At 74.7% G+C, this 24,392-nt stretch carries 5 protein-coding genes; all 5 read left to right on the top strand.

Features of this window, described 5'->3' with window-relative positions; all coding sequences use genetic code 11:
- The first annotated feature begins 2 nt into the window (after nucleotides 1-2).
- From ACFWGZ_RS14860 to ACFWGZ_RS14840, 5 genes are read left to right on the top strand one after another with little or no spacing between them, the layout of a single operon-like run.
- A complete protein-coding gene (locus ACFWGZ_RS14860; RefSeq protein WP_330854339.1) occupies nucleotides 3-212 on the top strand; it encodes an MbtH family protein in 210 nt (69 codons plus the stop codon).
- 29 nt (nucleotides 213-241) lie between these two features.
- Nucleotides 242-4,969 (top strand): amino acid adenylation domain-containing protein, encoded by a 4,728-nt coding sequence (locus ACFWGZ_RS14855; protein WP_382452039.1) that lies wholly within the window; start codon nucleotides 242-244, stop codon nucleotides 4,967-4,969.
- Nucleotides 4,966-17,145: an amino acid adenylation domain-containing protein gene (locus tag ACFWGZ_RS14850; protein WP_382452038.1), complete on the top strand. Its 12,180-nt coding sequence runs from the start codon at nucleotides 4,966-4,968 to the stop codon at nucleotides 17,143-17,145. The genes ACFWGZ_RS14855 and ACFWGZ_RS14850 overlap by 4 nt, the downstream gene beginning before the upstream one ends.
- Nucleotides 17,142-24,017, top strand: coding sequence for an amino acid adenylation domain-containing protein (locus tag ACFWGZ_RS14845; RefSeq protein ID WP_382452037.1), 6,876 nt, complete (start codon nucleotides 17,142-17,144; stop codon nucleotides 24,015-24,017). The genes ACFWGZ_RS14850 and ACFWGZ_RS14845 overlap by 4 nt, the downstream gene beginning before the upstream one ends.
- A 1-nt stretch (nucleotide 24,018) precedes the next feature.
- Entirely contained in the window at nucleotides 24,019-24,390 is a 372-nt protein-coding gene (locus ACFWGZ_RS14840) for a nuclear transport factor 2 family protein (protein WP_382452036.1), read from the top strand.
- Nucleotides 24,391-24,392 lie beyond the last annotated feature (2 nt).

The following is a 24,392-nucleotide window of genomic DNA, read 5'->3' as shown; positions in this document are numbered from 1 at the left end:
TCATGGCCACCAACCCGTTCGAGGACGTCGACGGCGTGTACCTGGTGCTGGTCAACGAGGAGAACCAGCACTCGCTCTGGCCGCAGCGCATCCCGGTGCCCGAGGGCTGGACCACCACGTTCGGCCCGGACGGCCGCGACGCCTGCCTGACCTACGTCGAGGAGAACTGGACGGACCTGCGGCCCGCCAGCCTCATCGCCTCGATGTCCTGACGTCCCAGCGAGCCGAAGGGGGTGCCACCGTGCTCGACGAACTCCAGAACCTGACGTCCGCGGCGGACCGGGCCGTGCGCTCGGCACCGGACGTGCCCGCCGTCGAGTGCGACGGCGTGGTGCTCACCTACGCCGAGCTCGACGCCCGTGCCGACGCCCTCGCCCGTGCTCTCGCGGGCAGGGGTGTCGCACCGGAGTCCGTGGTGGCCGTGGCGGTGCCGCGGTCGATCGAACTCGTCGTCGCGCTGCTGGCGATCGTCCGCGCCGGTGGCGCCTACCTGCCGCTCGACCCCGACTACCCGCCCGAGCGGACCGCCCACATGGTGGAGGTGGCGCGGCCGGCGTTGACGCTGGGACCGGACGAGGTCCGCGACTGGACGGGGGACGCGCCGCTGACGGCGCCGCTGCCCGACCACCCCGCCTACGTCATGTTCACCTCGGGCACCACCGGCAAGCCCAAGGGCGTGGTGATCACCCACCGCGGCATCCTGCGGCGGATGGCCGACGTCCAGGCGCACTACCGCCTGGGACCGGGCGACCGGGTGCTGCAGAAGACGCCGTCGGGCTTCGACCCGTCCGTCGTCGAGGTCTTCCTCACCCTGGCCGCCGGGGCGACGCTGGTCCTGGCCCGCCCCGGCGGCCACCGCGACCCCGCCTACCTGGCGCGGACCGTGCGGGCCGAGCGGATCACCATGATCCGGTTCGTCGCGTCGATGATCCCGCTGTTCCTGGACGAGTACCTGCGCGACGGCGCGGACGGGCCGCTGCGGCTGGTGGCGTCCGAGGGCGAGGGACTGCCGATCGCGGTCGCGGACCGGTTCCGCGCGAGCCTGGACGTGGTGCTCTACAACGAGTACGGGCCGACCGAGGTCTCCGTCGGCGTCACCTGCCTGCCGTGCCGGGAGGTCGGCGGCACCGGGCTCGTGCCGATCGGCCGGCCCACGCCCGGCGCGGGGATCCGCGTGCTCGACACCTCGTTGCGGCCGGTGCCCGCGGGTGAGACCGGGGAGCTGTACCTCACCGGTGTCCAGCTCGCCCGCGGCTACCTCGGGCGGCCGGGGGAGACCTCCGCGCGGTTCGTCGCCGACCCGTTCGGCGCGCCCGGAGAGCGCATGTACCGCACCGGCGACCTGGGGCGGCTGCGGCCCGACGGCGACCTCGACTTCGCGGGCCGGACCGACGACCAGGTGAAGATCCGCGGCTTCCGGATCGAACCCGCCGAGGTGGCGGGCGCGGTCGCCGCGCACCCGCGGGTCGCGCAGGCGGCGGTGACCGTGCTGACCAGCCCGGCGGGGGAGAAGTCGCTGGTGGCATACGCGGTTCCGGACGGTCCCGCGCCCACCGGTGCCGAGGTGCGCGAGCACTGCGCATCGGTCCTGCCCGCCTACATGGTGCCGGCGGACGTGGTGTTCCTCGACGCGTTGCCGTTGACCCCCAACGGAAAGCTCGACCGGCGCGCCCTGCCCGCACCCGTCCGCGACCGCACCCCGCTGGGCGGGCCACCGCGCAACCCCGCCGAGGAGACGGTGTGCGCGCTGTTCACCGACGTGCTGGGCGTCGAACCGATCGGGGTGGACGACGACTTCTTCGCGCTGGGCGGGCACTCGCTCGCGGCGGCGCGGCTGGTCGGCCGGCTGCGGACGGCCGCGGGGATCGAGGTGCCCGCTCCGGCGGTGTTCGAGGCGTCCACGCCCGCGCTGCTGGCACGGGTGGTGGCCACGGCCGGTGCCGCCCGCTCCGGTCCGGTCCCGGTCGCCCGCCCCGCACGCCCGGCGCTCTCGTCCGCCCAGCGGCGGATGTGGTTCGTGCAGCAGTCCGACCGCGGCCCCGCCTACAACGTGCCGATGGCGCTGCGCCTGCGCGGCCCGCTGGACGTCGCGGCGCTGACGGCCGCGCTGACCGACGTGGTCGCGCGGCACGAGCCGCTGCGGACGATCTTCCCCCTGGCCGGGGACGAGCCGTGCCAGCAGGTCCTCGACGTCGCCCGGCTCGACCTGTGCACATCGGACGACGTCGTGTCGCGGCCGTTCGACCTGGAGCGGGAGATCCCGATCCGCGCGCGGCTGGTCGAGGAGGGGCCGGACGAGCACCTGCTGACGGTGGTCGTGCACCACATCGCGGTCGACGGCTGGTCGATCACGCCGCTGTGGCGCGACCTCGCCCGCGCCTACACCGCGCGGCTCGCCGGCCGGGCGCCGGACTGGGACCCGCTGCCGGTGCGGTACCTGGACTTCACGAGCTGGCACCGCGACCTGCTCGCCGCGCGGGACGACCTGCTCCCGTTCTGGAAGGCCGAGCTCGCCGGCATGCCGGAGGAGATCGCGCTGCCCACCGACCGCTCGGTCCGCTCACCCGGCGTCCGCGCGGCGGGAGCGGTCGGGATGCGGCTGGACCCGGCGGCGCACGCCGCGCTCGCGGACCTGGCCCGCGAGTCGAGGGCCACGCTGTTCATGGTGCTGCGCGCCGCGCTCGCCGGGCTGCTGTCGCGGCTCGGCGCGGGGGAGGACGTGCCGATCGGCGGGATCGTCGCCGGTCGCGAGGACGAGTCGCTGGCCGATCTCGTCGGGTGCTTCGTCAACACCGTCGTCCTGCGCACCGACGTGTCCGGGCAGCCGACGTTCCGCGCGCTGCTCGCCGCGGTGCGCGAGCAGGACCGCGCCGTGCACCGGCACGGTGAGCTGCCGTTCGACCAGCTGGTCGAGGAGCTGCGACCCGCCCGCTCGCAGGGCCTGCACCCGTTGTGCCAGACGCTGCTCGTGCTCCAGCCGCCGGCCACCGCGCCGCGGTTCCCCGGACTGTCCGCCGCGGACGTCCCGCTCGAGGTGGACGCGGCCAAGGCGGACCTGGTGTTCGACTTCACCGCGGACGACGGGCTGCGCGGCACCCTGAGGTACGCCGCGGACCTGTTCGACGCCTCCTCGGCGCGTGCGCTCGCCGCCCGGATGGTGCGGTTCCTGGAAGCCGTCGCCGCGGCACCGGACACGCCGATCACGGACGTGGACCTGTTTCTGCCCGGCGAGACCCCCGTGATCGCCGCGCCGGCCAGGCGCCCCGCCGACACCGTGCACGGCCTGGTGTCGAAGATCGCCGAGGCCACCCCGCACGCCACCGCCCTGGTCTTCGGCGAGTCCACCGCGGACTACGCCGAGCTGGACGGCCGGGCGAACCACCTCGCGCACCGGCTGGTCGCCGACGGCGTCCGCCGGGGTGACGTGGTCGGCGTGCGCCTGGAACGCGGCATCCCGCTGGTCGTCGCGATCCTCGCGGTGCTCAAGGCCGGCGCCGCCTACACGGTGCTCGACGTCGCCTTCCCCGCCGCCCGGCTGGACGCCGTGATCGAGCTCGCGGGCATCCGCACCGTGATCACCTCCACTCCCGACGGGATCGCGGACAGCCCGCCCGCCGTCGACGTCACCCCGGCGGACGCGGCGTGCGTCATGTTCACCTCCGGCTCGACCGGGCGTCCCAAGGGCGTGCTGACCCCGCACGGCGCCCTGGTCGGCACGCTGACCGGCCAGGACTACGTCGAGTTCGGCGCGGACGAGGTGTGGCTGCAGTGCTCGCCGGTCTCGTGGGACGCGTTCGCGCTGGAACTGTTCGGCGCGTTGCTGTCCGGCGCGACGTGCGTGCTGCAACCCGGGCAGTCGCCGGAGCCCGAGCGGATCGCGGATCTCATCGCCGCGCACGGCATCACGACCGTGCACGTGTCCGCGAGCCTGCTGAACTACCTGCTCGACGAGCACCCGCACGCGTTCGGCGGCGTGCGGCAGCTCATGACCGGCGGCGAGGCCGCGTCCCCGGCGCACGTGCGGACGGCGCTGGAACGCCACCCCGGCCTGCGGCTGGTCAACGGCTACTCGCCGGTGGAGAACACGATCTTCACGCTGTGCCACCGCATCTGCGTCGAGGACACCGCGCGGCGCAGCGTCCCGGTCGGCGAGGTGCTGGCAGGTAAGCAGGTCCACGTGCTGGACCGGTGGTTGCGCCCGGTGCCACCGGGCACGGCCGGCGAGCTCTACATGGCGGGCGACGGGCTGGCGCACGGCTACCTCGGGCAGGGCGCGGCGACGGCGCAGCGGTTCGTCGCGAACCCGTTCGGCGGCGGGCGGATGTATCGCACCGGCGACCTGGCGCGGCAGAACCCGGACGGCACCGTCGAGTTCCTGGGCCGCGCCGACGACCAGGTGAAGATCCGCGGGTTCCGCGTCGAACCGGGCGAGGTGCGCGCGGTGCTGGCACGGCACCCGGACGTGCGGCAGGCCGAGGTCGTCGTGCGGGAGGACCGGCCCGGCGACAAGCGGCTCGTCGCCTACGTGGTCGGCGCCGCACGGGACCTGCGCGAGTTCGCCCGCGCCCGGCTGCCGGAGCACCTGGTGCCGACGGCGTTCGTGGCGCTGGACGCGTTGCCCCGCACCGACACCGGCAAGCTCGACCGGCGGGCGCTGCCCGCACCCGGCGCGGTCGTCGCCGAGGGGCGTTCCCCGCGCACCGACCGGGAACGCGCGCTGTGCTCGTTGTTCGCCGAGGTCCTCGGGGTGGAGTCGGTGTCGATCGACGACGACTTCTTCCGGCTGGGCGGCCACTCGCTGCTGGTGATGCGCCTGCTCGGCCGCATCCGCCGGGAACTGCACGCCGAACTGTCCGTCGCCACCGTGTTCGACGGACCCACCGTGGCCGACCTGGCCGACCGACTCGTGCTCGCCAAGAAGGCCAGACCCGCTCTGCGGGCGCGGGCCCGGCAGAAGGAGACGTTGTGAGCCCCCTGTCCTTCGCCCAGCGGCGGCTGTGGCTGCTGCACCGGCTCGACCCGGCCGGCGCGCTCTACAACGCCACGCACACGCTGCGGCTGCGCGGCCCGGTCGACGCGGGCGCGCTGGAGTCCGCGCTCGCCGACGTGGCCGAGCGGCACGAGACGCTGCGCACGGTCTTCCCGGACTTCGACGGCGAACCGCAGCAGCTGGTGCTCGACGCCGGACCGGCGCTCGCCCAGGTCTCCGTTGCCGAGGCGGACCTGGGAGACGCGCTGGCCGGGGCGTCCGGGCACGAGTTCGACCTGGCCGCCGAACACCCGTGGCGGCCCACGCTCTTCCGGGTGGCGCCGGACGACCACGTGCTGCTCTTCGTGATGCACCACATCGCCACCGACGGCTGGTCGTGGGGACCGCTGACCCGCGACCTGTCCGCCGCCTACACCGCACGGCTGGCGGGGCGGGCGCCGGACCGGGAGCCGCTGCCCGTCCAGTACGCGGACTACACGGTGTGGCAGCAGGAGGTGCTCGGTTCGGCCGACGACCCCGGCAGCGTTCTGGCGGAGCAGCTCGCGTTCTGGCGCGACACCCTCGCCGGCCTGCCCGAGCAGATCGCCGTGCCCACCGACCGCCCCCGGCCGGCCGCCGCCACGCACCGGGGCGCCGCCGTGGAGGTCGCGGTCGGCCCCGCCGTGCGCGACCGGCTCGCGGACCTGGCCGCCGAGACCGGCTCGACCCTGTTCATGGTGCTGCAGGCCGGGATGACGGCCCTGCTGTCGCGGCTCGGTGCGGGCACGGACGTCCCGCTGGGCACCGCGGTGGCCGGGCGCACCGACGAGGCGCTGGACGACCTGGTCGGGTTCTTCGTCAACACGCTGGTGCTGCGCACGGACGTCTCCGGCGACCCCACGCTGCGCGAGCTGCTGCGCCGGGTCCGGCAGACCGACCTCGCCGCGTTCGCCCACCAGGACCTGCCGTTCGAGCGGCTGGTCGAGGAGCTCAACCCGGAACGCTCGCGGTCGCGGCACCCGCTGTTCCAGACGATGCTCGTGCTGCAGAACGCGCCGCAGGACGTGCCGCCGTTCCCCGGCCTGGTCGTGGAGACCGGTTCCGTCGAGCTGCACCCGGCCAAGTTCGACCTGACCGTCGACCTCGCCGAGACCGCGGACGGCGTGCACGGCTGGCTCACCTACGCGCTCGACCTGTGGGACGAGGCGTCCGCCTCCCTGCTGGCGCGGCGGTTCACGGCGTTGCTGGACGCGTGGTCGGCGCAGCCGGACGTGCCGCTGTCGCGGATCGGGCTGCTGCTGCCCGAGGAGCGGGAGGCGCTGGCGGGGTGGAACTCGACGGAGACCGCCTACCCGCGGGAGCGGACGCTGGTCGAGCTGTTCGAGCAACGGGTCGACGCGGACCCGGACGCCGCGGCGGTCGTGTTCGAGGGCGTGGCGGTGCCGGCCCGCGAACTGGACGCGGCGGCGAACCAGGTCGCGCACCGGTTGTCCGGTCTCGGGGTCGGGCGCGGTGACCTCGTCGGGGTGCTGGTGCGGCGCTCGCCGGACTTCGTGGCGGCGATCCTCGGCGTCCTGAAGGCGGGCGCGGGCTACGTGCCGCTGGACCCCGGGCACCCGGACGACCGGATCGCGTCGGTCGCGGGACAGGCGCGGCTGGAGTTCGTGGTGACCGACGACCCCGCCCGCCTGCCGGGGGTCACCGCGGTGCCCGCCGGTCCCGGCACCGAGCCGACTTCCCGTCCTGCCGTTCCCAGCACGGCCGACGACGTGGCATGCGTGCTCTTCACCTCGGGTTCCTCGGGCGTTCCCAAGGGCGCGATGTCGTCGCACCGCGCCACCGTCCGCACCTTCCTCGGACAGTCCTATGTGGACTTCGACGGCGTGTGGCTGCAGTCCGCTCCCGTCTCGTGGGACGGCCTCAGCCTCGAGATGTGGCCGCCGCTGCTGCACGGCGGCACCTGCGTGCTCGCCCCCGGCCAGGTACCCGACCCGGCGGTGATCGCCCGGCTGGTGGCGGAGCACGGCGTCACGACGCTGTGGATGTCGGCCGGGCTGTTCGCCGCGGTCCTGGACACCCACCCCGAGGTCTTCGCCGTCGTGCGGCAGGTCATGACCGGCGGCGAGAGCCCGTCGGTCGCGCACCTCGCCAGGGTCGTCGACGAGTTCCCGGACGTGCGGCTGGTCCACGGGTACGGACCGGTCGAGAGCATGGTGTTCGTCACCACGCACCAGGTCACCGAGGTCGACGGCCCGGTGCCGATCGGCGCGCCGATCGCGAACACGGCCGTGCACCTGCTCGACGGCGACCTCAACCCGGTGCCGCCGGGCGTCCCGGCGGAGATCTACCTCTCCGGCGACGGCCTCGCGCACGGCTACCTGAACCGGCCCGGCACCACCGCCGAGAGGTTCGTGGCGCGGGCGGACGGGCGGATGTACCGCACCGGCGACGTCGGCCGGTGGACCGCCGCCGGCACCGTCGAGTTCCTCGGCCGCGCCGACGACCAGGTCAAGATCCGCGGTTACCGGGTCGAGCCCGGCGAGGTCGAGGCCGTGCTGCTGAGCCACCCCGGCGTCGAGCGGGCCGCGGTCGAGGTGCGGGCGGACGGCACCGGCAAGCGGCTGGTCGCCTACGTCGTCGGCACCGCGCCGGACCTCCGGGCGCACTGCGCCGAGCGGCTGCCCGACTACATGGTGCCGGCGGCCGTCGTCACGCTCGACGCGTTCCCGTTGACGCCCAACGGAAAGCTCGACCGGCGCGCGCTGCCCGAACCCGAGCGCGTCCAGTCGCGGGGGCGGGCACCGAGGACCGCGCGCCAGGAGGTTCTCTGCGGCATCTTCGCCGACCTCCTGGGCACCGAGCAGGTCTCGCTGGACGACGACTTCTTCGCGCTGGGCGGGCACTCGCTGCTCGCGGCCCGGCTCGTCGCCAGGGTGCGCACCGCGTTCGGCGTCGAGATGGCGCTGCGGGACGTGTTCGACCGGCCGACGCCGGCGGCGCTCGACGCCGTGGTCGACTCGCTGGGGCAGGCACGGCCGGCCCTGACGCCGGGGCCGCGTCCGCACCGGCTGCCGCTGTCCCCGGCGCAGCACCGGTTGGGGCTGCTGGAGGACGTGCACGGCCCGAGCGCCGCGTACAACGTCCCGATCGCCCTGCGGCTCACCGGGGAGCTCGACCGCGACGCGCTGCGCGTGGCGCTGGTCGACCTCGTGGAGCGGCACGAGCCGCTGCGCACGGTCTTCCCGGCGCACGACGGTGAACCGCACCAGGTCGTGCTGTCCGCGGACGTCGACCTGGTCCCGCTGGACTCCGCGCGGGCCGAGGAGGCCGCCAACGAGCCGTTCGACCTGCGCACCGAACGGCCGCTGCGCGCCCACCTCGCCGAGGAGGCGCCGGACCGGCACCTGCTGCTGCTCGTCCTGCACCACATCGCCGCCGACGGCTGGTCGGTCGCCCCGCTGCTGCGCGACCTCTCGACGGCCTACGCCGCACGACGGGAAGGCATTGCGCCGCAGTGGAAGCCGCTGCCCGTCGAGTACGCCGACCACGTGCTGTGGCAGCACGACCAGGACTTCACCGCGCAGCTCGGCCACTGGCGCACGGCGCTGGCCGGCCTGCCCGACGAGGCGAGCCCGCCCGCCGACTTCCTGCGCCCCGCCACCCCGAGCCACCGCGGCGGCCTGGTCACCACGCGCGTCGACGCCGACGTCGCCGGCCTGGCCCGGTCCGGCCAGGCGACGAGGGCGATGGTCGTGCAGGCCGCGTTCGCCGCCCTGCTGTCGCGGCTCGGCGCGGGCACGGACGTCCCGGTGGGCGTGCCGGTCGCCGGGCGCGACGACGAGGCGCTGGACGACCTCGTCGGGCTCTTCGTCAACACCGTGGTGCTGCGCAACGACGTCTCCGGCGACCCCACGTTCCGCGAGCTGCTCGACCGGGTGCGGGAGACCGGCCTGGCCGGCTACGCGAATGCCGCCGTGCCGTTCGACCGGGTCGTCGAGGAGCTGAACCCGGCCCGCAGCCTCGCCCGGCACCCGCTGTTCCAGGCGATGGTCGTGCTGCAGAACAACGCCGAGGCCGCAGCGGCGTTCCCCGGCTGCGCCGCCGAGCCGGTCGAGGTCGAGCGGCACACGGCCAAGTTCGACCTCACCCTGACCCTGCACGAGACCGGCGACGGCCTGACCTGCCACCTGGAGTACGCGACCGACCTGTTCACCGCCCGCACGGCCACCGCGATCCTCGACCGCTACGCCCGGTTCCTCACCGCCGTGGCGGAGGACCCGGACCTGCGGGTGTCCGAAGTGGACCTGCTGACCCCCGCGGAACGGCGGATGATCGCCGTCGAGTGGAACGACACGGGCGAGGCCGACACCGGCCGGTGCGTGCACGAGATCGTCACCGGGCACGCGCGCCGGACCCCGGACGCGACCGCGCTGGTCCACGAGCACGGCCGCACCACGTACGCCGAGCTGGACGCCCACTCCGACCGGCTCGCCCGGCACCTCGGCGCCGACGCCGGCGCGCTGGTCGCGATCTGCCTGCCCAGGGGACCGGAACTGGTCGCCGCCGTGCTCGCCGTGCTCAAGCTCGGCGCGGCCTACGTGCTGCTCGACCCGGACCACCCGGCGCACCGGCTGGCCGCGCTGGTCGAGCAGTCCGGCGCGGCGCTGACGGTGGTCGGCGGCCCGTCCCCGCTGCCCGGCCGGCTGGCCGACGTCCGCGAGGCGCCCGGGAACGCCGAACCGGTCAGCCGCCGCGTGCGCCCGGACGACGCGATGTGCGTGATGTTCACGTCGGGCTCGACCGGCCGGCCCAAGGGCGTGCTGACCTCGCACCGCGCGGTCGTCGCCACCCTGACCGGCCAGGACTTCGCGGAGTTCGGCTCCGACGAGGTGTGGCTGCAGTGCTCGCCGGTCTCGTGGGACGCCTTCGCGCTCGAACTGTTCGGCGCGCTGCTCTCCGGCGCGGCCTGCGTGCTGCACCCCGGCCAGTCGCCCGAACCCGCCCGGATCGCCGAGCTGATCGCCGCTCACGGCGTCACGACCGTCCACGTCTCCGCGAGCCTGCTCAACTTCATCGTCGACGAGCACCCGGACGCGTTCCGGGGCGTCCGGCAGGTCATGACCGGCGGCGAGGCCGCCTCGAAGGCCCACGTCGCGGCGCTGCTCGCGCGCCACCCGGACATCCGGCTGGTCAACGGCTACTCGCCGCTCGAGAACACCATCTTCACGCTGTGCCACCGGATCGTGCCGCGGGACGCCGGGCGCCGCAGCATCCCCGTCGGCCGCCCGCTGGCCGGCAAGCAGGTCTACGTGCTGGACGAGCACCTGCGGCTGGTCCCGCCCGGCACGCCCGGCGAGCTCTACATGGCGGGCGCGGGCCTCGCGCACGGCTACCTCGGCCAGAGCGCCGCGACCGCGGAACGGTTCGTGGCCAGCCCGTTCGGCGGGCGCCTGTACCGGACCGGCGACCTGGTCCGCCAGGACGCCACGGGCACCGTCGAGTTCCTGGGCCGCGCCGACGACCAGGTGAAGATCCGCGGGTTCCGGGTGGAACCGGGCGAGGTGGCGGCCGTGCTGACCGCGCACCCCGACGTGCGGCAGGCCGAGGTCGTCGTGCTCGACGGCCCGCGGCTGGCCGCCTACGTGGTCGGCGACGCACGGGACCTGCGCGAGTTCGCCCGCGCCCGGCTGCCGGAGCACCTGGTGCCGTCGGCGTTCGTCGTGCTCGGCGAGCTGCCCCGCACCGCCAACGGCAAGCTCGACCGCTCCGCGCTGCCCGTTCCCGAGGTCACGACGAGCGCCGGGGCGGCGGCCAGGACACCGCGGCAGCAGATCCTCTGCGGCATCGTCGCGGGCCTGCTCGGTGTGCCGGAGGTGTCGCCGGACGACGACTTCTTCGCACTGGGCGGGCACTCGCTGCTGGCCGCGAGGCTGGTCGGCAGGGTCCGCGCGGCGCTCGGCGTGGAACTCGCGGTGCGGGAGGTCTTCCGCACGCCGACCGTGCGCGGTCTCGACGCCGGCGTCGACTCCCTCGCCGCGGCCCGGCCGGCCGTGCGCGCCGCCGAACGCCCCGACCGGCTCCCGTTGTCGGCCGCGCAGCGCCGGCTGTGGTTCCTGAACCGCCTGGAGCCGGGGTCGACCTACCACGTGCCGATCGCCCGGCGGCTGCGCGGACCGGTCGACACCGCCGCGCTGCGCGCCGCGTTCGGCGATGTCGTGGCACGGCACGAGGTCCTGCGCACGCTGTTCCCCGACCACGACGGCGTGCCGGAGCAGGTCGTGCTGCCCCCGGTCGGCAGCCCGCTGGACGTGGTGCCGTGCACCGAGACCGAGCTGGACCCGCTGCTGTACGCCGAGTCGGCGCGGCCGTTCGACCTGGCCTCCGATCTCCCGTTGCGCGCCACGCTGTTCCGTCTGTCCGAAGAGGACCACGTCCTGCTGGTCGTCCTGCACCACATCGTCACCGACGGCTGGTCGTGGGGACCGCTGCTGCGCGACCTGGGCGCCGCCTACGACGCACGGTGCGCCGGCGAGGAGCCGGGCCTGCCGCCGTTGGACGTGCAGTACGCGGACTACGCGCTGTGGCAGCGGGACCTCGACACCACCGCGCAGGTCGAGCACTGGCGGACGGCCCTCGCCGGCCTGCCGGAGGAGATCGCGCTGCCCGCCGACCGGCCCCGGCCGGAGACCCCGAGCCACCGCGGCGAACAGTTGCCCGTGTCGCTCGACGCCGAGGCGCACCGCAGGCTGGCGGCGATCGCCCGCGACTGCGACGCCACGCTGTTCATGGTCGTGCAGGCCGCACTGGCGCTGATGCTGTCGAAGCTCGGTGCGGGCACGGACATCCCGCTGGGGACCGCGGTGGCCGGCCGGGCCGACGAGGCGCTGGACGACCTGGTCGGGTTCTTCGTCAACACCCTGGTGCTGCGCACCGACCTGAGCGGCGACCCGCTGTTCCGCGAGCTCCTCGGCCGCGTCCGGGAGACCGACCTGGCCGCGTACGACCACCAGGACGTGCCGTTCGACCAGGTAGTCGAGGAGCTGAACCCGGCCCGCTCACCCGCCCGGCACCCGCTGTTCCAGGTGTTCGTGACCGTCCAGCCCGCGGCACCCGCGGCTGAGCTGTCCGGAGTGGACGGTGAACCGGTGGACGTCGCGGTCACCGCGGCCAAGTTCGACCTGGCGCTGATGCTGACCGAGACCGCGGACGCCGACGGCCGCCCGGCCGGGATCACCGGCACGCTCGAGTACGCGGCGGACCTGTTCGACCGGGCGACGGCCCGGGCGCTGATCGCCCGGTTCGAACGCCTCGCGGCGGGGATCGACCCGCAGGCACGGGTGTCGCGCGTGGACGTGCTGTCCGCCGAGGAGCACGACCTGCTCGCCGCGTGGAACGACACCGCCGCCGACTACCCGCGCGACCGGTCGCTGGCGGACCTGTTCGAGGAGCAGGCACAGACCCGGCCGGACGCGATCGCGCTGGTCTTCGGCACCGAACGGCTGACGTTCGCCGAGGTGGACGCCTGGGCGAACCAGGTGGCGCACAAGGTCCTCGAACACGGCGCCGGCCGCGGCGACCTCGTCGGCGTGCTGGTCGAGCGGTCGCCGGCGTTCGTGGTGGCGCTGCTGGGTGTGCTCAAGACCGGCGCGGCGTACGTGCCGCTGGACCCGACGCACCCGGTCGCCCGCATCGTCGACGAGGCGGGGCTGGACCTGGCGGTCAGCCACCCGTCCGTCGCCGGGCTGCTGCCGGACCACGTCGGCGTGGTGCGCGTGGACGACGTCGCGGGGGAGAGCCCGACCAGGCCGGGTTTCCCGGTCGGCGGGGCGGACGTGGCGTGCGTGATGTTCACGTCCGGGTCGTCGGGCGTGCCGAAGGGGGTCGTCACGACGCACCGGGCGGCCGTGCGGATGCACTTCGGCCAGCGGTTCGCGAGCCCCGGCGGGACCTGGCTGCAGGCCGCGCCCGTGGCGTGGGACGCGGCCGCGCTGGAGCTGTGGCAGCCCCTGCTGCACGGCACCACCTGCGTGCTCGCTCCCGGCCAGGTGCCCGACCCGGCGCTGGTCGCCGAGCAGGTCGAACGGCACGGGGTCGACCGGGTGTGGCTGTCGGCGGGCCTGTTCGCCGCGGTGGCCGACACGCACCCCGAGGTGTTCGCGAAGGTCCGCGAGGTCGTCACCGGCGGCGACGCCGCGTCCCCCGCCCACCTCGCCCGCGTGCTGCGCGAGCACCCGGACGTGCGGCTGGTCAACGGCTACGGGCCGGTCGAGAGCATGGTCTTCGCGACCACGCACCAGGTCACCGAGGTCGACGGGCCGGTGCCGATCGGGTCGCCGATCGCGCACACCACCGTGCACCTGCTCGACGGCGACCTCACCCCGGTGCCGCCCGGCGTCGCCGGCGAGATCTACGTCGGCGGCGACGGTCTCGCGCTCGGCTACCTGAACCGGCCGGGCGCCACCGCCGAACGGTTCGTCGCCTGCGCGGGCGGGCGCCTGTACCGGACCGGCGACCTGGGCCGGTGGCGCGCGGACGGCGTGATCGAGTTCCTCGGCCGCGCCGACCACCAGGTCAAGATCCGCGGCTTCCGGGTCGAGCCCGGCGAGATCGAGGCAGCGCTGACCCGGCACGACCGGATCACCCGCGCGGTCGTGGTGGTGCACGACGACCCGGCGACCGGCAAGCGCCTCGTCGCCCACGTGGTGGCCGACGGGCTGACCGCGGAGGAGGTCCGCGAGCACGTCGCCGCGCTCCTGCCGGCGTTCATGGTCCCCGCCGTGGTCCTGCTGGCCGCGCTTCCGCTGACGCAGAACGGGAAGGTCGACCGCCGGGCCCTGCCGGCACCGCCGGTCACGACGGGAACGGCCGCACCGCGCACCGCCCGGCAGGAGGTCCTCTGCGGTGTGTTCGCCGACCTGCTCGGCACGCCGAAGGTGGGCCTGCACGACGACTTCTTCGCCCTCGGCGGGCACTCGCTGCTCGCCGCCCGGCTGGTGGCGCGCGTCCGGTCCGCGTTCGGCACCGAGATCTCGCTGCGCGAGGTGTTCGACGCGCCGACCGCGGCCGCGCTGGAGGCACGCCTCGACGGCGGACGTCCCGCCGGAGAACGGATCGTGCCGGTCGAACGGCCGGAGCTGGTGCCGCTGTCGTCGGCGCAGCAACGGTTGTGGACGGTCGAACAGGTCCAGCAGCCCGGTGCCGCCTACCACGTCCCGATCGCGTTGCGGCTGACCGGCGACCTCGACGTGCCGGCACTGCGCGCGGCGCTCGGGGACGTCGTCGACCGGCACGAGGCGTTGCGGACGGTGTTCCGCCCGCGTGACGGCGCAGTGTACCAGGAAGTCCTGCCGGTGGCCGTCGACTGCGCCGAGTCGCAGCGCACGGTCGGCGAGGAGTCGCGCACGCCGTTCGACCTCACCGAGAGCCCGGTGCGGGTGCGGCTGTGGAGGACGGGCGACCGCGAGCACGTGCTGCTCGTCGTGGTGCACCACATCGCGGCCGACGGCTGGTCGATGCGGCCGCTGCTGACCGACCTCGCCGACGCCTACACCGCACGGGCCCGGGGCGATGCTCCCGAGTGGACACCGCTGCCCGTCCAGTACGCCGACTACGCCCTGTGGCAGCGGCGAAATCCGCAGGACGACCAGCTCGCGCACTGGCGGCGGGCCCTCGCCGGGCTGCCGGAGGAGGCGACGCTGCCCGGCGACCGGCCTCGTCCGGCGCGGCCCACCCACCAGGGCGACGTCGTGCCGTTCACCCTCGGCGCGGACGTCCACCAGGGCCTCACCACGCTGGCGCGCAGTGCCGGGGCCACGTCGTTCATGGTGCTGCGCGCGGCGTTCGCGGCCCTGCTGGCTCGGCTCGGCGCGGGGGAGGACGTCCCGCTGGGCGCCCCGGTGGCCGGCCGGACCGACGAGGTGCTGGACGACCTGGTCGGGTACTTCGTGAACACGCTGGTGCTGCGCACCGACCTGTCCGGAGACCCGACGTTCACCGACCTGCTCGACCGGGTCCGCGAGTACGACCTCGCGGCCCACGACCACCAGGACGTGCCGTTCGAACGGCTGGTGGAGGAGCTCAACCCGGCCCGCACGACGGCCAGGCACCCGCTGTTCCAGGTGATGGTCGTGCTGCAGAACAACGCCGAGGGCGAACTGACCTTGCCGGGCCTGGAGGTCGAGGCGCTGCCCGCGCCGACCGGGGCGGCGAAGTTCGACCTCACCCTCGGTCTGCGGGAGTCGTTCGCCGGCGACGGCATCCCGGCCGGTCTCACCGGCGAGCTGGAGTACGCGACGGAGCTCTACGACCGCGCCACGGCCGAGGCCGTCGTGACCCGCTTCGCCCGGCTGCTGACCGCGGTCGTCGCGAACCCCGGTCAGCCGCTGTCCACTGTGGACGTGCTGGACGCGGACGAGCTGCGGACGGTGACGCGGGTGTGGAGCTCGTCCGGCCCGAGCCGGCACCGCGACGTCACGCTGCCGGACCTGGTCGCGAACGGGAAGCCGGACGCCGTCGCGGTGATCGACGACCACGAGGCGATCACGTACGCCGAACTCCAGGCGCGGGCGAACCGGCTCGCGCACCGGCTGGCCGCGCAGGGCGCGCGGATCGGCGACACGGTCGCGGTGTGCCTGCCGCGCGGTGCCGACCTGGTCGTCGCCGTCCTCGCGGTGCTCAAGGCCGGGGCCGCGTACGTCCTGCTCGACCCGGACCACCCGGCCGAGCGCCGGCAGGCCCTGCTCGACCAGGCGGGACCGGTGTTCGTGCTGGAGGACGTCCACGGCGGCCACCACCCGGCGACCGACTTGCCCCGCGTGACCAGCGCCGACAGCCCGGCGTGCGTCATGTTCACCTCCGGCTCCACCGGCCGCCCCAAAGGCGTCGTCGTGTCGCACCGGGCCCTGGTCACCACGCTGACCGGCCAGGACTTCGCGGCGTTCCAGCCGGGCGACGTCTGGCTGCAGTGCTCGCCGGTGTCGTGGGACGCGTTCGCGCTGGAATTGTTCGGCCCCCTGCTCTCCGGCGCCACCTGCGTGCTGCAACCCGGCCAGACCCCGGACCCGGCGCAGATCAAGCGCCTGGTGGAACGGCACGACGTGACGACGCTGCACGTGTCGGCCAGCCTGCTCAACTTCCTGGCCGACGAGACGCCCGAGATCTTCGCGGGCGTCCGCGAGGTGATGACGGGCGGCGAACCCGCCTCGATCCCGCACCTGCGCGCCCTGCTCGGCCGGTACCCCGGCCTGCGGGTCGTGAACGGCTACTCACCGCTCGAGAACACCGTCTTCACGCTCTGCCACACCGTCGAACCGCGCGACCTGGACCGCGTCAGCGTTCCCGTCGGCCGGCCGGTGGCGGGCAAGCAGGTGTTCGTGCTCGACCGGTGGCTGCGGCCGGTGCCGCCGGGCACTCCCGGCGAGCTCTACATGGCGGGCGACGGGCTCGCGCACGGCTACCTGGGGCAAACCCCCGCGACCGCGCAGCGGTTCGTCGCCAATCCCTACGGCAACCCCGGTGAACGCATGTACCGCACCGGCGACCTGGTGCGCCAGGACCGCGAGGGCGTCGTGCACTTCCTCGGCCGCGCCGACGACCAGGTCAAGATCCGCGGCTTCCGGGTGGAACCCGGCGAGGTGCGCGCGGTGCTCGCCCGCCATCCGGGCGTGCGGCAGGCCGAGGTCGTCGTCCGCGAGGACACCCCCGGCGACAAGCGCCTGGTCGCGTACGTCGTCGGCACCGCCGACGGGGTGCGGGAGTTCGCCGCGCGGCACCTGCCCGACTACCTCGTGCCGGCCGCGGTCGTCGCGCTGGAGTCCCTGCCGCGCACGCCCAACGGCAAGCTCGACCGCGCCGCCCTGCCCGTTCCCGACGCACGGCGTGCGCCCGGCCGCAAGCCCCGGACCCCGCACGAGGAACTGCTCCGCGGCCTGTTCGCCGAGCTGCTGGACGAGCCCGGGGTGGGCGTCGACGACGACTTCTTCGCGTTGGGCGGCCACTCGATCCTGGTGATGCGCCTGGTCAGCCGCGTGCGGACGGTCTTCGGCGCCGAACTGGGCATGCGGACCGTGTTCGAGAACCCGACGGTCGCGGCGCTGGCCGCCCACCTGCCGGCGGCCGCCCGTCCCGCCCCGCGGCCCGTGCTGCGGGCCCGCCCGAGGTCCAAGGAGTCGTTGTGATCCCCTTGTCGTTCGCCCAGCAGCGGCTGTGGTTCCTCGATCGGCACGAGGGAACCGGTGCCGCGTACAACATCCCGCTCGCCCTGCGGCTGCGCGGAGAGCTCGACACCGGGGCGCTCGAACGCGCGCTCACCGACGTCGTCGGCCGGCACGAGGCGCTGCGCACCAGGTTCCCCAGCCACGACGGGCAGCCGCACCAGGAGGTCCTGGACGACGTGGAGGTCGTGCCGGCCGCACTCGAACCGGGCGGTCTGGCCCGCGCCGCGCGCGAGCCCTTCGACCTCGCCGCCAACCCGCCGTTCCGGGCGCACCTGCTCGAACAGGGGCCGCGGGACCACGTGCTGCTGCTGGTGATGCACCACATCGCCGGCGACGGCTGGTCGCTCGGGCCGTTGCTGCGCGACCTCGCCACCGCCTACACCGCGCGGCGGGCGGGGGAGGAGCCCGGCTGGGAGCCGCTGCCCGTCCAGTACGCGGACTACGCGCTGTGGCAGCAGGAGCTGCTCGGCTCCGCCGACGACCCGGACAGCCTGCTCAGCGCCCAGCTCGCGTACTGGCGGGCCAAGCTCGCCGGGCTGCCGGAGGAGATCGCGCTGCCGGTCGACCGCCCCCGTGGCGCGGACACCGGCACGGCGGGAAACGCCGTGGTCACCAGGCTGCCGGACGAGACGGCGTGGGCGCTGGACGTGCTGGCGGAGGAGTCGGGCGCGACGCTGTTCATGGTCGCCCAGGCCGCGTTCGCCGCGTTGCTGGCCCGCAGCGGGGCCGGTGAGGACGTCCCGATCGGCACGGTCGTCACCGGCCGCGGCGAGGAAGCGCTGGAGGACCTGGTCGGGTTCTTCGTGAACACGCTGGTGCTGCGGGTCGACCTGTCCGGCGACCCGTCGTTCCGCGACCTGCTCGGCCGGGTGCGCGAGGAGTCGCTCGACGCCTACTGCCACCAGGACCTGCCGTTCGACCGGCTGGTGGAGGAGCTCAACCCGGTGCGGGCGCCGGGCAGGCACCCGCTGTTCCAGGTGATGGTGCTGGCGGACAGCGACTCCGGCGGTCCAGGGCTCGACCTGCCCGGCCTGACCGCCGCGGTCGAGCCGATCGGGGCGGGCGCGGCGAAGTTCGACCTCACCCTGTCGCTGCGCGAGGGACCGGACGGGGTGACGTGCTCGCTCGAGCACCTCACCGGCCTGTTCGACACCTCGACCGCCGAGGCGCTGCTCGCCCGCCTGGTCCGGCTGCTCGACCAGGCCGCCGCGGACCCGGACCGGCCGGTGTGGGACCTGGACGTGCTGTCCGCCGCCGAACGCGCCGAGTTGGTCACCACCGCGGAGGCGACCGCCGGCACCGTGCACGGGCTCTTCGCGGCGCAGGCCGCCCGCACCCCGGACGCGGTCGCGCTCGTGGCGGGGGACACCGCGATCACCTACTCGCGGCTGGACGCCGACGCGGAGGGGATGGCTGGTTTCCTGGTGTCACGGGGAGTCGGCCGCGGCGACGTCGTGGGTGTCCACATCGGACGCGGCGTGGAGATGGCGACCGCGTTGCTGGCCGTGCTCAAGGCGGGTGCGGCCTACCTCGTGCTGGACGTCGACTTCCCGCCCGCCCGGCTGGCGTCGATGGTCGCGTCGCTGCCGGTGCGGCTCGTCCTGACCGACCGGCCGTTCGCCGCCGGCGCACCCGTGGTGGCGCTGGACGACGTGACGCCGATGCCCTGCACCGCTGCGGAAACCGGGCCGGACGACCTGGCGTGCGTCATGTTCACCTCCGGCTCGACCGGTGCCGCGAAGGCCGCCGCGGCCCCGCACGGTGCGGTGACCGGCACGCTCGCCGGGCAGGAGTACGCGGGGTTCGGGCCGGGCGAGGTGTGGCTGCAGTGCGCGTCGGTGTCGTGGGACGCGTTCGCCACCCAGCTGTTCGGCCCGCTGCTGTCCGGCGGCACCTCGGTGCTCCACCCCGGGCAGCGGGCGGAGCCCGCGGTCATCGCGGACCTGGTGGTGCGCCACGGGGTCACGGTGCTGGACGCGTCCGCCAGCCTCTTCAACCACCTCTGGGACAGCTACCCGGACATCTTCGCCGGCCTGCGCTGGGCGCTGACGGGAGGGGAGGCCGCGTCCGCCGCGCACGTGCGGGCGGTGCTGGCCGCCGTGCCGGGCATCGGGGTCGTCAACGGCTACGGACCCGTCGAGAGCATGGGCTTCACGACGTCGTTCACCGTGCCGCCGGGCTGGGACGGCGCGGCGGTGCCGATCGGAACTCCGTTGCGGGGCAAGGGGGCCGTGGTCCTCGACCACCGCCTGTCGCCCGCGCCGACCGGTGCGGCGGGCGAGCTGTACGTCTCCGGTGCCGGGCTCGCGCACGGCTACCTCGGCCGCCCCGGCCTGACCGCCGAACGGTTCGTCGCGTCGCCGTTCGTGCCGGGGGCGCGGCTGTACCGGACCGGCGACCTGGTCCGCCGCCGCGCCGACGGCACCCTGACCTACCTGGGCCGGGCCGACGACCAGGTGAAGATCCGCGGGTTCCGGGTCGAGCCGGCCGAGGTCGAGGCCGTGCTGACCGCGCACCCGGACGTGACCGCCGCGACCGTGGTGGCGCGCGAGGACGGTCCCGGCGGCACACGGCTCGTCGCGTACGTGGTCGGGACCGCGGGCGGCCTGCGGGAGTTCGCCCGCGACCGGCTGCCCGAGCACATGGTCCCCGCCGCGTTCGTCGAGCTCGACGAGTTCCCGTTGACCCCCAACGGCAAGCTCGACCGCCGCGCGTTGCCCGCACCGGTGTGCGTCACGGGCGACAGCCAGCCCCGCACGCCTCGTCAGGAGATCCTGTGCGGGCTGTTCGCCAAGGTCCTCGGGCTCGAGGCGGTCGGCCTCGACGACGGGTTCTTCGACCTCGGCGGGCACTCGCTGCTCGCGGCCAGGCTGCTCGCCTCGCTCCGCGCGGTCTTCGGCGTCGAGCTGGGCATCCGCGTGCTGTTCCGCGACCCGACCCCGCGCGGCCTCGACGGGCACCTGGACGCCACCACGCCGGTGCGCGCCCTGACCCGTCCCGGGCGCCGGCCGCAGCGCGTGCCGCTGTCATCGGCGCAGCTCGGGGTGCGGCTCGCGATGGAGGTGGCCGACCACGCCTACACCGCGCCGCACGCGTTGCGGCTGCACGGCGATCTCGACCTGGCGGCGTTGCGCGCGGCGTCGCTCGACGTCGTGGAACGGCACGAGGCGCTGCGGACGGTGTTCCCCGAGGACGTCGCCGGCTGGCACCAGGTCGTGCTGCCGGCGGACGAGCTGGTGTTCGAGGTGGCGGACTGCGCCGGGGAAGCGGTGGACCGCACCGTGGCCGCACTGGTGGCGCGCCCGTTCGACCTCGCGTCCGACATCCCGTTGCGCGTGCACGTGCTGCGCGTCGGCGAGCGCGATCACGTGCTGTTGCTGGCGTTGCACCACATCGCCACGGACGGCTGGTCGACCGGCGTGCTGCTGCGCGACCTCGCCGAGGCCTACCGCGCCCGGTGTGCCGGTGTGGCACCGGACTGGCGGCCGTTGCCGATCCAGTACGCCGACCACAGCGTGCGGCAGCAGGCGCTGCTGGCCGAGTCCGGCGACCCGCTCGCGTTCTGGACCGAGACGCTGAGCGGCGGTCCCGACGAGCTGCGGCTGCCCGTCGACCGGCCACGCCCGGTGGTGTCGGACAACCGCGGCGACGAGGTTCGCACGCGCATCGACGCCGACACGCACCAGGCGCTGGTCTCGCTGGCGCGCAACAACAACGCGACCGTGTTCATGGCGCTGCACGCCGTGGTGGCGACGTTGCTGACGAAGCTCGGCGCCGGCACGGACGTCGTGGTCGGCACCGTCGTCGCCGGCCGCGGCGCGGAGGACCTGGACGACCTCGTCGGCCTGTTCGTGAACACGCTGGCGCTGCGGGTGGACCTGTCCGGCGACCCGGACTTCACCACGGTGCTGGACCGCGTCCGCGAGGCCGACCTCGCCGCGTACACGCACCAGGACGTGCCGTTCGACCGGGTCGTGGAACGCGTCAACCCGGAGCGGTCGGGCTCGCGCCACCCGTTGTTCCAGGTGTCGCTCGCCCTGCAGGACGGGGTGGACGGCGTCGAGGACGACGCGCTGGACCTGCCGGGACTGGACGTCCGCACCCTGCGCACCACGACGGGCGGGGCGAAGCTCGACCTGTCGTTCGGTTTCGGGCAGACCCCGGACGGGCTCGAGGTGTGCCTGGAGTACGCCGTCGACCTGTGGGACCGCGCCACGGCCGAGGGCCTGCTGGCCCGCCTCGTCCGGCTGGCCGGGACGCTCGTCGCCGACCCCGCGGCGCCCCTGAGCCGGATCGACGTGCTGACCGCAGCGGAACGCGAAACCGTGCTGCGGCAGTGGAACGACACGGAGGTCGCCCACGACCTCGACCGGCCGGTGCACACCCTGGTCGCCGAGGTGGCCGCGCGGACGCCGGACGCGCTCGCGGTCGTCGCCCACGACGGCGCGCTCACCTACCGGCAGCTGGACGAGCGGGCCAACCGGCTCGCCCACCGGCTGATCGCACTGGGCGCGCGCCGCGAGACCGTCGTCGGCGTCTGCACCGACCGGGACACGAGCAGCATCGTGGCGTTGCTGGCGGTGCTCAGGACCGGTGCGGCCTACCTGCCGATCGACCCCACCTACCCGGCGGAGCGGCTCGTGCACCTGCTGGCCGACGCGCAGGCGCCGGTGGTGGTGACGCAGCCGGCGCTGGCGCACCTGGTGGCGTCGAGCGACGCGGCGAAGGTGGTCCTGGACGGCGAGATCGGCGACTTCCCGGCGACCGCGCCGGACGTGCCGGCCGACCCGCGGGACGCCGCGTACGTCATCTACACCTCCGGTTCCACGGGCCGTCCCAAGGGAGTCGTGGTGGAGCACCGCGCCTTCACCGCCCAGACCGCCTGGCTGGTGCCCGCGCTCGGCCTCGTGCCGTCCGACCGGTCGAGCCACCTGTCCGCGCAGGGCTTCGACGCGGCGGTGGCCGAGATCTGGCCGACGCTCGTGGCCGGTGCGGCGCTGCACCTGCCGTCGCCGCTCGTCGTGGAGGACACCGAGGCGCTGGCGCAGTGGATCGCGGACAGCCGGATCACGGTGTCCTCGCTCGCCACCCCGCGCCTGGAGGCGATGCTCGACGAACCGGCGCTCGCCGCATCGTCGGTGCGCGTCCTGCACACCGGCGGGGACGTGCTGCGCCGCCGTCCGCCGGAGGGCATGCCGTTCGAGCTGTACAACACCTACGGCCCCACCGAGTGCACGGTGAACTCGACGTGCGACCTGGTGTCGCCCGGCGACGACACCGACCTGCCACCGATCGGCACCCCGATCGACAACTACCGGGCGTACGTGCTGGACGAGCACCTGTGCCCCGTCGCACCCGGTGTGGTCGGCGAGCTGTACGTGGCGGGCGCCGGTGTGGCACGCGGCTACCTCGGCATGCCCGGCCTGACCGCGACCCGGTTCGTCGCCTGTCCCGAGGGCGGCCGGATGTACCGCACCGGCGACCTGGTCCGGTGGCTGCCGGACGGGCGGCTCGCGTTCCACGGGCGGTCCGACCAGCAGGTGCAGCTGCGCGGCCTGCGGATCGAGACCGGGGAGGTCGAGGCGGCGCTGTGCGGGCTGCCGGAGATCGGGCAGGCGGCGGTGGTCGTGCGCGACGACCGGCTCGTCGGCTACCTCGTCGCGCCGGACGGCATCGACCCGGCGGCGGTGCGGCGGGCGCTCGGCGAGTTCCTGCCCCGGTACATGGTGCCCGGCGCGTTCGTGGTGCTGCCCGCGCTGCCGTTGACCCCCAACGGCAAACTCGACCGCCGGGCGCTCCCGGCACCGGAGGTCGTGGCCGCCGCGCAACGTCCTCCCGCGACGCCGCTGGAGGCGACGCTCTGCGCGTTGTTCGCCGAGGTGCTGAGCCGTCCAGTGGGCCCGGACGACGGGTTCTTCGACCTCGGCGGGCACTCGCTGCTGGCGGCGAAGCTCGTGTCGCGGATCCGCGCGGAACTGGGCGTGCGCCCGGAGCTGCGCCTGCTGTTCGACGCGCCGACGCCCGCGGCACTGGCCGAACGGCTCGGCACGTCGGTCGCCGGCGACCCGCTCGACGTGCTGATCCCGTTGCGCACCGGCGGCGACCTGGCCCCGGTGTTCTGCGTCCACCCCGGCGCGGGCATCGGCTGGGAGTACTTCGGGCTGCTGCCGCACGTCGACCCGCGCCGGCCGGTGTACGCGCTGCAGGCGCGCGGTCTCACCGACCCGGCGTCGATGCCCGGCACCGTCGAGGAGATGGCCGCCGACTACCTCGGCCGGATCCGGTCGGTCCAGCCGGAGGGCCCGTACCACCTGCTCGGCTGGTCGTTCGGCGCGGTCGTCGTGCACGCGATCGCACAGCTGCTGCACCCGTCCGAGGTCGGCCTGCTGGCGCTGCTGGACGGCTACCCCGAGACGGAGGAGCACGCGCCGGTGTCACCCGACGACCCCGAGCTGCTCACCGCGCTGCTGGAGTCGCTCGGCTACGAGCTCGGCCGGCCGGTCCGCTCCCGCGCCGAGTTCGACGAGGCCGTCCGGGCGCACGCCGGTCCGCTCGCGGGCTTCGGCGAGGCCGCGCTGCCCGAGGTGTTCGCGTCCAACGTGACCCTGCACAACCGTTACCGCCCTTCGGTTCTGGCCGCCGACGCGCTCGTCTTCGAGGCCACGCAGGGCAAAGCCCCGTCCGATCCCACACCTTCCTCGTGGCTGCCGCACTTCACGGGCCGCGTCGAGGTCCACCGCATCGACAGCACCCACGGCGGCCTGACCGGCCGCCGGCCCCTGGCGTCCATCGGCGCCGTCCTGTCCACCCAGTTCGCACGCGAGGAGTCCTGACATGACCAGCACGCTGCAGACCACCCACGTCACCTCCGTCCACCGCTACTACGAGCTCGTCGACGCGGGCGACGTGGCCGGCCTGGTCTCCATGTTCAGCCCGGACGCCACCTACCGCCGCCCCGGCTACGCGCCGATGGTCGGCCACCAGGAGATGAGCGCCTTCTACGGCGGCGCCCGCGTGATCCGCGAGGGCCGCCACACCGTCGAGAAGGTCGTGGAGGGCACGGAGGAGGTCGCGGTCTACGGGACGTTCGCAGGGGTCCTGCACGACGGGCGCAACGTCGACCTGAGGTTCTCCGACTTCTTCGAGTTCACGGTGGACGGCCACTTCGCCCGTCGCGACACGTTCTTCTTCGCGCCACTGGTCTGACC

Origin of the sequence: Lentzea sp. NPDC060358, from assembly GCF_042725365.1 — a bacterium.
In the GTDB taxonomy this organism is placed as follows: domain Bacteria; phylum Actinomycetota; class Actinomycetes; order Mycobacteriales; family Pseudonocardiaceae; genus Lentzea.
Note: the sequence above shows the minus strand (reverse complement) of the source record. Positions and strands in the feature narration are given on the sequence as shown.